At 72.2% G+C, this 12511-nt stretch carries 10 protein-coding genes; 7 read left to right on the top strand and 3 right to left on the bottom strand.

Annotated elements, in window-relative coordinates; genetic code table 11:
* Window positions 1-108: 108 nt before the first annotated feature.
* The 4 genes from IEY81_RS00805 to IEY81_RS00820 are packed head-to-tail and all read left to right on the top strand — an operon-like array spanning window position 109 to window position 5161.
* A complete protein-coding gene (locus tag IEY81_RS00805) occupies window positions 109-2205 on the top strand; it encodes a primosomal protein N' (protein WP_189116542.1) in 2097 nt (698 codons plus the stop codon).
* A 55-nt stretch (window positions 2206-2260) separates the two neighbouring features.
* Window positions 2261-2806: a peptide deformylase gene (def, locus tag IEY81_RS00810; RefSeq protein ID WP_189116543.1), complete on the top strand. Its 546-nt coding sequence runs from the start codon at window positions 2261-2263 to the stop codon at window positions 2804-2806.
* A complete protein-coding gene (gene fmt, locus IEY81_RS00815; RefSeq protein WP_189116544.1) occupies window positions 2806-3726 on the top strand; it encodes a methionyl-tRNA formyltransferase in 921 nt (306 codons plus the stop codon). The genes def and fmt overlap by 1 nt, the downstream gene beginning before the upstream one ends.
* Window positions 3710-5161 carry an RsmB/NOP family class I SAM-dependent RNA methyltransferase gene (locus IEY81_RS00820; protein WP_189116545.1) on the top strand — a complete coding sequence of 484 codons (1452 nt, stop codon included), beginning with the start codon at window positions 3710-3712 and terminating at the stop codon, window positions 5159-5161. The genes fmt and IEY81_RS00820 overlap by 17 nt, the downstream gene beginning before the upstream one ends.
* Window positions 5162-5163: 2 nt before the next feature.
* Here IEY81_RS00820 and IEY81_RS00825 read toward each other — a convergent pair whose 3' ends face one another.
* Complete coding sequence (locus IEY81_RS00825) at window positions 5164-5895, bottom strand: AAA family ATPase (protein WP_189116546.1); 732 nt, start codon at window positions 5893-5895, stop codon at window positions 5164-5166.
* Between the two features lie 40 nt (window positions 5896-5935).
* On the opposite strand from IEY81_RS00825, the gene ligD reads away from it, so the two are divergent.
* A complete protein-coding gene (gene ligD / locus IEY81_RS00830; RefSeq protein WP_189116547.1) occupies window positions 5936-6886 on the top strand; it encodes a non-homologous end-joining DNA ligase in 951 nt (316 codons plus the stop codon).
* 31 nt (window positions 6887-6917) lie between these two features.
* Here the strand turns inward: ligD and IEY81_RS00835 are convergent, their stop codons facing one another.
* Both IEY81_RS00835 and IEY81_RS00840 read right to left on the bottom strand, forming a co-directional pair.
* Window positions 6918-9185 carry an acyltransferase family protein gene (locus tag IEY81_RS00835; protein WP_189116548.1) on the bottom strand — a complete coding sequence of 756 codons (2268 nt, stop codon included), beginning with the start codon at window positions 9183-9185 and terminating at the stop codon, window positions 6918-6920.
* Window positions 9186-9268: 83 nt separating this feature from the next.
* Window positions 9269-10150: a RecB family exonuclease gene (locus IEY81_RS00840; protein ID WP_189116549.1), complete on the bottom strand. Its 882-nt coding sequence runs from the start codon at window positions 10148-10150 to the stop codon at window positions 9269-9271.
* Between the two features lie 78 nt (window positions 10151-10228).
* On the opposite strand from IEY81_RS00840, the gene IEY81_RS00845 reads away from it, so the two are divergent.
* Together IEY81_RS00845 and IEY81_RS00850 are read left to right on the top strand one after the other, a co-directional pair.
* A complete protein-coding gene (locus tag IEY81_RS00845) occupies window positions 10229-11401 on the top strand; it encodes a site-2 protease family protein (RefSeq protein ID WP_189116550.1) in 1173 nt (390 codons plus the stop codon).
* A gap of 102 nt (window positions 11402-11503) precedes the next feature.
* A complete protein-coding gene (locus IEY81_RS00850; RefSeq protein WP_189116845.1) occupies window positions 11504-12460 on the top strand; it encodes a tRNA (adenine-N1)-methyltransferase in 957 nt (318 codons plus the stop codon).
* Window positions 12461-12511 lie beyond the last annotated feature (51 nt).

Raw genomic sequence — 12511 nt, forward strand, 5'->3', positions numbered from 1 at the left:
AAGCTCGACGCCCTGTCTCATTCATCGAGACGGGGTGTCGGCTGGTTTCCAAGCCAACCACCCGGTCGGCCCGACAGGGCCGACCCTTGTCGGCGCAGGCTGATAGAAATGGCGGTTGTGAGCCGGGGACAGCAGGAGTCAGCCGGGGCAGCCGAGCTCGAGCTGCCCGGGCTGGTGCGCGACCGGGTCAAGGAGGGCCGCGCGAAGGCCGCCGCGACCAGGGCGCGCAAGGCCGCGGAGGCGTCGCTGGCCGAGGTCGACCCGGTCGCGAAGGTGCTGGTCGACCTGCCGCTGGCCCACCTGGACCGGCCCTTCGACTATTCCGTTCCGGCTGCCATGGCGCAGGAGGCTCAGCCCGGGGTGCGGGTCAAGGTGCGGTTCGGCCCCAAGGACGTCGACGGCTACGTCGTGGCCCGGGCCGAGGCCTCCGAGCACTCCAAGCTGCAGCCCCTCAAGCGTGTGGTCAGCCCCGAGGTAGTCCTGACGCCGCAGGTGGCGGCGCTGAGCGAGTCGGTGGCCAAGCGCTACGCCGGCGCTCGGGCCGACGTGCTCCGGCTGGCCGTCCCTCCCCGGCATGCCTCGACCGAGAAGGAGACCCCGCCGGCGGCCCCCGCGGCGAACCTGTTCGATTCGGCTGCCGCGACCGCCGCCTGGGCGGGCCACGAGCCGGCGGCCGCGTTCCTGCGCCATCTCGCCTCCGGCGGCAGCCCACGCGCGGTGTGGCACGCCGCGGCCGGCACCGACCACGCCGACCTGATCGCCCATGCGGTCGCGGCGACGCTCGCCTCCGGGCGGGGCGCGCTGGTCGTGGTGCCGGACTGGAAGGACCTGGCGCGCCTCGACACCGCGATGACGCGGGTGCTGGGGGAGGGGCAGCACGCCGTGCTGGCCGCCGACGCCGGGCCGGCCTCGCGCTACCGCGAGTTCCTGCGGGTCTCCCGCGGTGCGGTGAAGGTCGCGATCGGCACCCGGGCCGCGGCCTTCGCGCCGGTGCACGATCTGGGACTGGTCGTCGTGTGGGACGACGGCGACGACCTGCTGGCCGAGCAGCGTGCGCCCTACCCGCACGCGCGTGACGTGCTCCTGCTGAGAGCCGAGCAGGAGCAGGCCGCCGCCCTCGTCGGTGGCTTCGCGCGCACCGTCGAGGCCGGGTTCCTGACCGAGACCGGCTGGGCTCAGGAGATCCGCCCGACCCGCGCGCTGGCTCGCGAGCGGGTGAGTGTCGAGATCACCGGCGACACCGACTTCGACCTCGAGAAGGACCCGCTCACCCGCGCCTCCCGGGTGCCGCGCGAGGCCCACGAGGTGATCCGCGCCGCGCTCGCCACCGGACCGGTCCTGCTGCAGACCCCGCGCCGCGGCTATGCCGCCTCGCTGGCCTGCGACCGCTGCCGTACGCCGGCCAGGTGCTCCTCCTGTCAAGGGCCGCTGCAGCTGGGCGGGCCCGCGGCGCCGCCGACGTGCGGCTGGTGCGGTCACGTGGAGGCGTCCTGGTCCTGCGGAGCATGTGGCGGCGTCGGGCTGCGCGCCCCGGTCATCGGCGAGGCGCGCACCGCCGAGGAGATGGGCCGTTCCTTCGCCGGTGTGCGGGTGGTGACCTCCTCGGCGGGGTCGGTCCGCCAGACGGTGCCGGACACACCCGCGATCGTCGTCGCGACCATCGGCGCCGAGCCGGTGGTCGCGGGAGAACCGGGCACGCCCAGCGGCTACGCCGCGGTGCTGATGCTCGACACCTGGCTGCTGCTGGGGCGGCCCGACCTGCGCACCGACGAGGAGGCGCTGCGGCGCTGGAGCAACGCCGCCGGACTCGTCCGGCCCGGCGGCCGGGTCTTGGTCGTCGGTGACCCCGGCCTTCCGGTGCTGCAGGCGCTGGTGCGCTGGGACCAGCCCGGCTTCGCCCAGCGGGAGGCGGCCGCCCGCCAGGAGGCCCACCTGCCGCCGGCCTCGCGGCTGGCCACCATCACCGGCACCCCCGGGGCGCTCGACGACGCGCTCACCCTGCTCGCGCTCCCGCCGGGAGCCGAGGTGCTCGGCCCCGTGCCCGCCGAGCCGACCTCGACAGGTGATCCCCGGCTGCGCGCGGTCGTACGCGTCCCGCGGGCGCTCGGCACCAAGCTCACCGAAGCGCTCGGCGAGCTCCAGCGGGTGCGCTCCGCGCGGCGGCTCGACCCGGTGCGGGTCCAGGTGGATCCGCCGACGCTCTGACCGACCCGCGGCCCACGTATTGTGGTCTCGACAAGCTCGATCATCTAGGAGAACAGTGGCAGTCCAGCCCATCCGCCTCTTCGGCGATCCCGTGCTGCGCAAGCCGGCCATCGAGGTCGTCGACTTCGACAAGGAGCTGCGCAAGCTCGTCAGCGACCTGACCGACACCATGTTGGAGGCGCCCGGCGCCGGGCTGGCCGCGCCGCAGATCGGCGTGAGCCTGCGGGTCTTCACCTGGTACGTCGACGGCGAGGTCGGCCACCTGGTCAACCCCGACCTGACCCTGTCGGAGGAGACCCAGGACGGGGGAGAGGGCTGCCTGTCGCTGCCCGACATCACCTTCGACTGCCGCCGCGCGCTGTCGGTGGTGGCGAAGGGCTTCAACATGCACGGTGACCCGGTCACGATCGAGGGCTCCGAGCTGCTCGCCCGCGCCATCCAGCACGAGACCGACCACCTCGACGGCATCCTGTTCATCGATCGCCTCGACGAGGCCACGCGCAAGGCGGCGATGAAGGAGATCCGCGAGTCGGAGTGGTTCGGCCTGGAGAAGCCGACGGTGAAGATCTCCCCGCACGCGACGAACGGGTTCGGTTTCTGATGCGCGTCGTCTTCGCAGGCACTCCCGAAGTCGCCGTCCCGTCCCTCGACGCGATCGCCGCCTCCCGCCACGAGCTCGTCGGCGTCGTCACCCGGCCCGACGCCGCCCAGGGCCGCAGCAAGCGGCTGGTGCCCTCGCCGGTGGCCCAGCGCGCCGAGGAGCTCGGCGTGCCGGTGCTCAAGCCCGAGCACCCCCGCGAGCCCGACTTCCAGGACGCGCTCAAGGCGCTGGAGCCCGACTGCTGCCCGGTCGTCGCCTACGGTGCGATGCTGCCGCAGTCCGCCCTCGACATCCCGCCGCACGGCTGGGTGAATCTGCACTTCTCCCTCCTGCCCGCCTACCGCGGCGCCGCCCCGGTGCAGCGCGCGGTCTGGGCCGGCGAGGAGATCTCCGGTGCGACCACGTTCCGGATCGTGAAGGCGATGGACGCCGGACCGGTCTTCGGCACCATGACCCAGGCCCTCGCGCCCGACGAGACCTCCGGGTCGCTCTTCGAGAAGCTCACGGTCGGTGGTGCCCAGCTGCTGGTCTCCACCCTCGACGGCATCGAGGACGGCTCCCTGGAGGCACGCGAGCAGCCGGCCGACGGCGTCTCCTACGCCGACAAGATCACCGTCGAGGACGCCCGCATCGACTGGAGCCAGAACGCGGTCGCCATCGACCGGCAGATCCGCGCCTGCACGCCCGCGCCCGGCGCCTGGACGCTCCTCGACGGCGAGCGGTTCAAGGTCGGCCCGGTCACGGTGACCGACGAGTCGGTCGCGCTCGGCGAGCTCGTCGTCCGCAAGAACGAGGTGCTCGTCGGCGCCGGCACCACCTCGGTGCGCCTGGGTCGTGTGAAGGCCTTCGGCAAGAAGGAGATGCCGGCGGCCGACTGGGCCCGCGGCGTACGTCTGGAGTCCGGTGTCCGGTTCGAGTAGGGCACACCCGGGTAGGCGCTCAGGCCCCGGCCGAAGGCCTCCGGGGAAGCCACGAGGCAGCACCAAGCCCGCCGACCCGGCTCGCCTCGCGGCGTTCGAGGTGCTCAAGGCGGTACGGGTCGACGAGGCGTACGCCAACCTCGTGCTGCCGCACGTCCTCGGCCGCCTCGCGCTCGAGGGTCGCGACGCGGCCTTCGCCACCGAGCTGGCCTCCGGAACCCTGCGCCAGCAGGGCACCTACGACGCCGTGCTGGCCGCCTGCATCGACCGGCCACTGACCAAGGTGGAGGCGAAGGTGCTCGACGTGCTGCGGCTCGGCGCCCACCAGGTGCTCTCCATGCGCGTGCCCGACCACGCCGCGATCTCCACGACGGTCGACCTGACCCGGTCGAAGATCGGCCAGGGCCCGGCAGGCTTCGTCAACGCCGTGCTCCGCAAGGTCACCCGCAAGCCGCTCGAGGACTGGATCGCCGAGGTCGCCCCGGCCCGCGAGGAGGACCACGACGGCTGGGCGGCGGTGGCCTTCAGCCACCCGCGCTGGGTCGTCGAGCGGCTCGCCGAGGCGGTCGGCCGCGACGAGGTCGACGCCCTCCTCGAGGCCGACAACGTGCCGCCTGCCGTCACTCTGGTCGCCCGCCCCGGCCGGGCCACCGTCGACGAGCTCGGTGGACCACCGACCCGCTACTCGCCCTACGGGGTCACCCTCGGGTCCGGCTCGCCCGCCGGCGTCACGGCGGTCGCCGACGGCCGGGCCGGGGTGCAGGACGAGGGGTCGCAGCTGGTGGCCCTCGCCCTCGCCGAGGCGCACCTCGACGGCGAATCGACGGCGAAGGCCTGGCTCGACCTGTGCGCCGGGCCGGGCGGGAAGTCGGCCCTGCTGGCGGCCCTGGCCGCCCAGCAGGGCGCCGCGCTGGTCGCCAACGAACGCCAGCCCCACCGCGCCGGGCTCGTCCTCGCGAACCTGACCGACCGAGCCAGCGGCTCGCCGGTCGCCGGCGTCGCCGGCGTCGTCGCCGGGGACGGGACCAACCCGCCCTTCGAGGACGCGAGCTTCGACCGGGTCCTCGTCGATGCCCCGTGCACCGGCCTGGGAGCGCTGCGCCGCCGCCCCGAGGCGCGCTGGCGGCGAGCGACGGCCGACCTCGACGTACTCGTCGATCTCCAGCGTTCCCTTCTCGACCGCGCCCTCGACCTGACCCGCCCCGGCGGAGTGGTCCTCTACGCGACCTGCTCGCCGGTCCTCGCCGAGACCCGCGACGTGGTGAACCGCGTGCTGGAAGGACGCTCCGACGCCAGCCTCGAACCCGTCGCGGCCACCGTGGGCGCAGTCCCCGACAGCACCGGACCGATCGCGGGCACCGTCCAGCTGTGGCCACACCGGCACGGCACCGACGCGATGTTCATGGCCCTGCTGCGCCGCAACCCGACCGGCTGACGTCAGTCGAGGATGTGGCGCAGGTAGCGGCGCGGGTCTTCGAGATAGCTGCGCCAGTGGCGCACCAGCTCGAGCTCCTCCCACGTCGTCTCCCGCAGCCCCCACTCGCCGACCTCGAGGATGGTCGCGCCGGGCATCGCGGCGAGCACGGGGGAGTGGGTCGCGCAAAGCACCTGGCCGCCGTCCTCCACCACCTGGTCGAGGGCGGCGATCAGCCCCATCGTGGACATGAACGACAGCGCCGCCTCGGGCTCGTCGAGGCAGTAGAACCCCGGCGTACGGAACCGGTCGCGCAGCACCGCCAGGAACGACTCGCCGTGGCTCATCTCGTGGAAGACGGGCTCACCCGGCGGCGGCGCGCCGAGCTCCTCGATGTAGGTGTACCAGCTGTGCATCGTCTCCGCGCGCAGGAAGAACCCCCAGCGCGCGGCACCCAGACCCCGCTCGAGCCGGAGCACCCGACCCAGCGGTGACTCCGAGGCCCTCGTCGAGTGACGGCTGTTCTGCGAGCCACCCTCGGGATTGAGCCCGTACGCCGCGGCCACCGCCTCCACCAGGGTCGACTTCCCCGACCCGTTCTCCCCGACCAGGAACGTCACCCCGTCCGCGAGGTCCAACCCCTCCTCGACGATCTGCGCCACCGCCGGGACGGTCAGCGGCCACTCGCCGCGCGCCAACGGCTCGCGTCGGAGGTCTGCTTCGACGCGTACGACGGGCGGCTGGTCGAAGTCCATGTCCTGAATGTTAGGAGCGATGTGCCCTACGCTGGCGAGCATGGCCAAGGCATCGCCGTCGGTGGAGATAGAGGTCGACAACCGCGTCGTGCGGATCTCCAACCCGGAACGGGTCTACTTCCCCGAGATCGGGGCGACCAAGCTGGACGTGGCGCAGTACTACCTCGCGGTCGGGCCGGGGATCGTCAATGCGCTGTGGGAGCGGCCGTGCATGCTGCACAGGTTCCCGAAGGGGCTCTCGGGGCAGAAGGTGCACCAGAAGCGGCTGCCGCAGGGGGCGCCGGACTGGGTCGAGACCGTACGCCTCTACTTCCCGCGCTGGGGGCGGACGGCCGACGAGCTGTGCGTCACCGAGCTCGGTGCGGTGATCTGGGCGGTCCAGATGTCGACGGTGGAGTTCCATCCGTGGAACAGCCGTCGCGAGGACACCGAGAAGCCCGACGAGTGGCGCATCGACCTCGATCCCGGCCCGGAGTGCCCGTTCTCGACGGTGCAGACCGTGGCCGGCGTCGTCCACGAGGTCCTCGACGAGCTCGGCGCGGTGGGCTACCCGAAGACGAGCGGCGGGGCCGGGATGCACGTCTATGTGCGGACCCCGGCGGAGCACGGCTTCCAGGACGTACGCCGCGCCGCGCATGCCTTCGCCCGCGAGGTCGAGCGCCGGGCGCCGAAGCTGGTCACCACCGCGTGGTGGCGCAAGGACCGCGACCCGGCCCAGCTGTTCGTGGATTTCAATCAGAACACCCGAGATCACACCATTGCTTGTGCGTACTCGCTCCGCGGCGTTCCCGACGGCCGGGTCTCCACCCCGATCACCTGGGAGGAGACCAAGGACGTCGACCCGCGTGACTTCACGATGCGTACGGTGCCGGCCCGGTTCGCCGAGATCGGCGACCTGCACGCTGACATCGACGACCATCCGTTCTCGATCGAGCCGCTGCTGGAGTGGGCCGAGCGAGACGAGCGCGAGGGCGCCGAGACGCCAGAGTGACCCCGGCGGTCGAGCCGGTCGCGACCGGGACTCACCAGATCTTGAGCCGCTCGCCCAGGGTGCGGCCTAGCTCGCGGGAGTAGGTCGCGGTCAGGTGGTGGCTGTCGCGGTGGGTCACGGTGTCGCCGACGACGGTGGTGCAGATCTTCACCGAGTCGCAGAACATGTCGTCGAGGTCGATGGTCGGCACATGCGCCGCCCGTGCGGCCTGCATCTGCAGGTCGGCGCCGTCCTGCTGGCTCGCCAGCGGCTTGTAGGTGCACGGCGAGAGCGTCTTGTTGCTGCTCAGGCAGGTGGCCGGGTCGAACTCGAGGGCGGGTACGTCGCGCAGCCACACCGTCCGCTTGGCCACCGGCTTCACGTGGGCGAGGAGCCGCTCGTAGCCGCGGTAGACGCCGCGACGGACGACCTGGCGGTCGGTGTGACGGCCCGAGGAGTCGTGGTAGGCGGCACCGATGGGCCGCGAGGAGATCAGCAGCAGGTCGGGCCGAAGCTTCTTGACCGAGGCGAGCATGAAGTCGTGGAAGTCGTCGCACGAGGTCATCGGGTCGGTGCTGTCGATCTTGTCGGGCGTGACCAAGGAGACCGTGCACTGCGGCATCGCCAGCATGTAGGCGCGATAACCGGCGCGCTCGGCGATCTCCTCGACGGCGGGCGTCCAGTGGCGCGCGTGGGAGTCGCCGATCACGACGATCGTCTTCTCCGAGTCGGTGTCCCCGCGCGGGCACAGCTTGCGTACGTTCGTGGAGTAGTAGTTGCACTCGCCGACCGTCTCCACGTCGTCGGAGAGGTGGGTCAGCCCCGGCTCGAGGTTGGTGGGGATCGGCTGGTTCTTGCGGGCGGCGAGGACCGAGGCCTTCAGCAGCGCCGGCAGCGGATCGGGCGGCTCCTCCACCTTCGCCGCCGGCGGGGCCGAGCTCGCCGCGGGCCGCTCGGGCTGGTCGGACGAGTCTGCCTCGGCGAGCGTGATCGCCGGCTGGTAGCCGTCGCGAGCGGTGCCGGTGGCGTAGGTGTTGGCGCCGAAGCAGGTCACTGCGACCAGGGTGATGCTCAGCGGGTAGAGGGCGACCGGACCCAGCGCACCGGCCCGGCTGAGCAGCGGACGGCGCCACATCACGCCGCGCCGGAACGGCTCCTCGACGAAGTGGTAGGAGAGCCCGGCCAGCGCGAACGCGAGCGCGACGAGGAGCACCTGCTCCCACCAGCGCAGCTCGCGGCCGAGCTGCAGCTCGGCCAGGACGAGCACCGGGAAGTGCCACAGGTAGAGCGAGTAGGACCAGTTGCCGACCACCTGCAGCGGCTTCACGGACAGCAGCCGGCCGACCACGGTCGGACCGTGCCACAAGGTGCCGGCCACGATGATGAAGACGCTGCCGAGCACCGGCACCAGGGCTGGGGTGCCGGGGAACGGGGTGGCGTCGTTGAACTGCAGGCAGGCGCAGACGATGAAGAACATCCCGAACGCCGACAGGATCTGGGCCCGCCACCGCGCGGTGGCGTCCTGGGGCCCGTCGTCGCGGAACGCGATCGCTGCGATCGCGCCCAGACCGAGCTCCCAACCGCGGGTGAAGGGGGAGAAGTACGCCGCCTCGGGGCTGGTCCGGGTCAGCACCGCCGAGGCGAGCAGCGAGGCCACGATCACCACGCCGAGGGCGATGACCAGGGCCCGCCTCCTGCGGAGGTCGAGCCGGTCGAGGCCCTCGGGGCTCCCCGAGGTGGTCTCGGCGGCCTGGCGCCGCTTCCGGATCGCCCACACGCAGCCGAGGATCACCAGCGGCCAGACCAGGTAGAACTGCTCCTCGACCGCGAGCGACCAGAAGTGCTGCAGCGGCGAGGGCGGCAGGGCGGCGGAGAAGTAGTCGGTCTCCAACGACGCGAACCGGAAGTTGGCGGCGAAGGCCGCCGACCACAGCGCGTCGAGGGCGATCACCCGGGTGCGTACGAATCCGAGGAACAGGGCCGCGTAGACGACCGTGGCGAGCAGCACCAGGGTCGCCGCGGGCAGGATCCGGCGGGCGCGGCGGGCGTAGAAGCCGAGCAGGCTGACCCGCCCCTCGGTGCGCACCTGGCGGATCAGCTGCTGGGTGATCAGGAAGCCGGAGATCGCGAAGAAGACGTCGACGCCGACGAAGCCGCCGGTGAGCGAACCGAAGCCCACGTGGAGCGCGACGACCGCGAGCACGGCGATCGCGCGGAGACCCTGGATGTCGGGTCGATGGCGGGAGGAGGTCGCGGTCCCAGGGGTCGAGCCGGTGGACGAGCCGGTGGTCGATTCTGTCGAGACCACGAGCAGCCGCACCTCCCTCAGCCAAGCGCAACGGTCACATTCGTCGCGACGATAACTCCCGTAACCGGTCGATCCCGGTAGACGCGCCTAGGCCCCTAGTCGAGATCGCGGTCATCGCCCGCGGTGACGGGGCCGGGGGTCGGTGGGATCGGGGGAGGGGTGCCGCCGAAGGCGGGGCACAGCGCCTTGTGGGCGCACCAGCCGCACAGGCGGCTCGGGCTCGGCTGCCAGTCGCCGGTCTCCTGGGCGGTGCGGATCGCCCGCCAGATCGCCTCGGCCTTGCGCTCGGTCGCCAGCAGGTCGGCCTCGTCGGGCACATAGCGCAAGATGTCGCCCGAGCCGAGGTAGATCAGCTGCAGCATGGCCGGCACGACGCCGCGGGTGCGCCAGATGACCAGGGCGTAGAACTTGAGCTGGAAGAGCGCCTTCGCCTCGTAGGCCTCGCTGGGCACCCTGCCGGACTTGTAGTCGACCACCCGGATCCGTCCGTCGGGAGCGACGTCGACCCGGTCGATGAAGCCGCGCAGCAGCAGCTTGGAGTCGAGCAGCGCCTCGACGTAGTGCTCGCGCTCGGCGGGCTCGAGCCGGCGTGGGTCCTCCAGGTCGAAGTAGCGCCGCAGCACCTGCCGGCAGGAGTCCAGCCAGCTCTCCTCGGCCTCGTCGGTCGCCGAGGTGAACAGCGTGGCCAAAGCAGGGTCGAGGCTGCGTACGTCCTCCCAGGCCTGCTCCACCATCGACCGCGCCTGCCGAGGTGTGCGCTCGTCGGCCGGGAGGTCGAAGAGGTCCTCGAGCACCTTGTGGACCACTGTCCCGCGCGCGGCCGCCTCCGAGGGCGGCTCGGGGAGCTGGTCGATGGTGCGGAACCGGTAGAGCAACGGGCACGAGGTGAAGTCGCCCGCACGGCTGGGGGAGAGCGAGCCGAGCACCTCGACGCCGTCGACAGGGGTCGACCGCGCGTCGGCTGGTGAGGTGCTCATGGGAACGACACTAGGCGTGACCACCGACAGTCTCGGGTCGGCCCTGCCCGGCGACCGCCGCTCAAGTAGGCTCTGAACGTGGCAGACCCCGACCCACGCCCCGACCGCGACAAGGCCGTCGACGAGGCGCCGCCCACCTACCGGGCCCCCGGCACGATCAAGGTCGGCTCGATCGCGGGCAGCGACGTCCTGGTGACCCCGTCCTGGTTTCTCATCGCGGCGCTGATCGCCTGGCTGATGGCCCCGAGGATCGAGGCCGCCGAGCCCGGTCTGGGCTGGCTGACCTACGTCGCCGGGTTCGCGTTCGCGATCGTGCTCTACGGCGCGGTGCTGCTCCACGAGGCCGCCCACGCCGTCGTCGCCAAGCGGCTGGGCTACCCGGTCGGCGTGATCATGCTCCACTTCCTCGGCGGCGCGACCGCCGTCGAGAGCGAGGCGAAGCGGCCCCGCGACGAGTTCTGGATCGCCGTGGTCGGGCCGCTGGTCTCGCTGGCGGTCGGCGCGGCCGCCTTCGGAGTCTCGTTCCTGACGCCCGACGGGCTGATCGGTCTGCTCGTCATGGGCCTGTGCATCACGAACCTCTTCGTCGGCGTCCTCAACCTCGTCCCCGGTCTGCCGCTGGACGGCGGGCGGCTGCTGAAGGCGGGCGTGTGGGGCGTGACCGGCAACCCCAACCGCGGCAGCATCGTCGCCGGCTGGGCGGGCCGGGTGCTCGCCATCATCGTGCTGCTGTGGCCCTTCACGCAGGGCCAGATCCTCGGCGTGCAGCCGGACCTGACCGACTACGTCCTCGCCGTCATCATCGGCGTCTTCCTCTGGAGCGGCGCCTCCGCGGCGATCATGTCCGGGAAGGTACGCCTCCGGCTGCCGCTCCTGGTCGCCCGTGACCTCGCCCGGCGCACCCTCGCCGTGCCGGCCGACCTGCCCCTGGCCGAGGCCGTACGCCGCGCGCAGGAGGCCGAGGCTGGCAGCATCGTCACGGTCTCGAGCGCAGGTGAGCCGATCGGTCTCGTCCACGAGGGCGCCCTGCTGGCGACCCCGGAGGAGCGTCGGCCCTGGATGGCGACCTCGACGGTCACCCGGCGGCTCGAGGAGGGTCTCACCCTCCCGGCCGACATCGACGGCGAGGCGCTGATCCAGGCGATCTCCAAGACCCCTGCACCCGAATACCTCCTCGTCGAGCAGGACGGGTCGATCTACGGCGTGCTGGTCACCTCCGACGTCGACGCCGCCTTCAGCGCCGGAGCCTGAGCCGGCGGCGTCGCGGTTTGCCTGGTTGGCCGGGGGAACGGGTAGCCTCGGCGGGTGTCAAGCGCTGAGATCCCAGACATTCCGGCCGAGGCCCGTGCGGGTGTGCACCGTGGGCCGCTTCGCGAAGGCGAGTGGGTGCGGCTGACCGATACCAAGGGTCGCCGTCACAACTTCGAGCTCGTCGCCGGCAAGCGCTTCTTCTCCAACAAGGGCCACATCGACCACGACGAGCTGATCGGCCGCGAAGAGGGCTTCACCGTCACCGCCTCCACCGGCGGTGAATACCTGGTCTTCCGCCCCTTGCTGAGCGAGTTCGTCGTCTCCATGCCGCGCGGCGCCGCCGTGGTCTACCCCAAGGACGCCGCCCAGATCGTCGCCATGGCCGACATCTTCCCGGGCGCCTCCGTCGTCGAGGCCGGCGTCGGCTCCGGCGCGCTGACCTGCTCGCTGCTGCGCGCGGTCGGCCCGTTCGGCAAGGTCACCTCCTTCGAGCGCCGCGAGGAGTTCGCCGAGGTCGCCCGCAAGAACGTCGACCAGTTCTTCGGCACCCCCGCCGGCGAGATCCACCCCAGCTGGTCGCTCAACCTCGGCGACCTGCAGGAGGAGCTCCCGCGCCAGCAGATCCGCTGCGACCGGCTCATCCTCGACATGCTCGCCCCCTGGGAGTGCATCGACGCGGCCGCCGAGGCGCTCTACCCCGGCGGCATGGTCTGCGCCTACGTCGCGACCACCACCCAGCTCTCCCGCTTCGTCGAGACCGTCCGTGCCCACGGCGGCTTCACCGAGCCGCAGGCGTGGGAGTCGCTGGTGCGCGACTGGCACGTCGAGGGGCTCGCGGTGCGTCCGGGCCACAAGATGATCGGCCACACCGCCTTCCTGGTGACGGCCAGGCGGCTGGCGCCGGGCGAGCGCGCGCCTCGCAAGACGCGGCGACCGGCCCCCGGTGCGTACGGGCGTGACTACACGGGTCCGCGACCCGCCGACATGCCTGAGCCTCCCGACCCTGCGAGGGACGAGCAGGGTGGGAACGCGAAGGGGTCGAGCGAGCGCAGCGGGTGAGCTTGCGAACCCGCGAAGCGGGTCGAGACACCGGCTGCCGCCGCGGAGAGA

Origin of the sequence: Nocardioides luteus, from assembly GCF_014648595.1 — a bacterium.
GTDB classification, from domain to species: Bacteria; Actinomycetota; Actinomycetes; order Propionibacteriales; family Nocardioidaceae; genus Nocardioides; species Nocardioides luteus.

Coding starts and splice junctions, on each gene's coding strand:
- IEY81_RS00805 (WP_189116542.1), top strand. CDS start 109: ATGGCGGTTGTGAGCCGGGGACAGCAGGAGTCAGCCGGGGCAGCCGAG.
- fmt (WP_189116544.1), top strand. CDS start 2,806: ATGCGCGTCGTCTTCGCAGGCACTCCCGAAGTCGCCGTCCCGTCCCTC.
- IEY81_RS00825 (WP_189116546.1), bottom strand. CDS start 5,895: ATGGACTTCGACCAGCCGCCCGTCGTACGCGTCGAAGCAGACCTCCGA.
- ligD (WP_189116547.1), top strand. CDS start 5,936: ATGGCCAAGGCATCGCCGTCGGTGGAGATAGAGGTCGACAACCGCGTC.
- IEY81_RS00840 (WP_189116549.1), bottom strand. CDS start 10,150: ATGAGCACCTCACCAGCCGACGCGCGGTCGACCCCTGTCGACGGCGTC.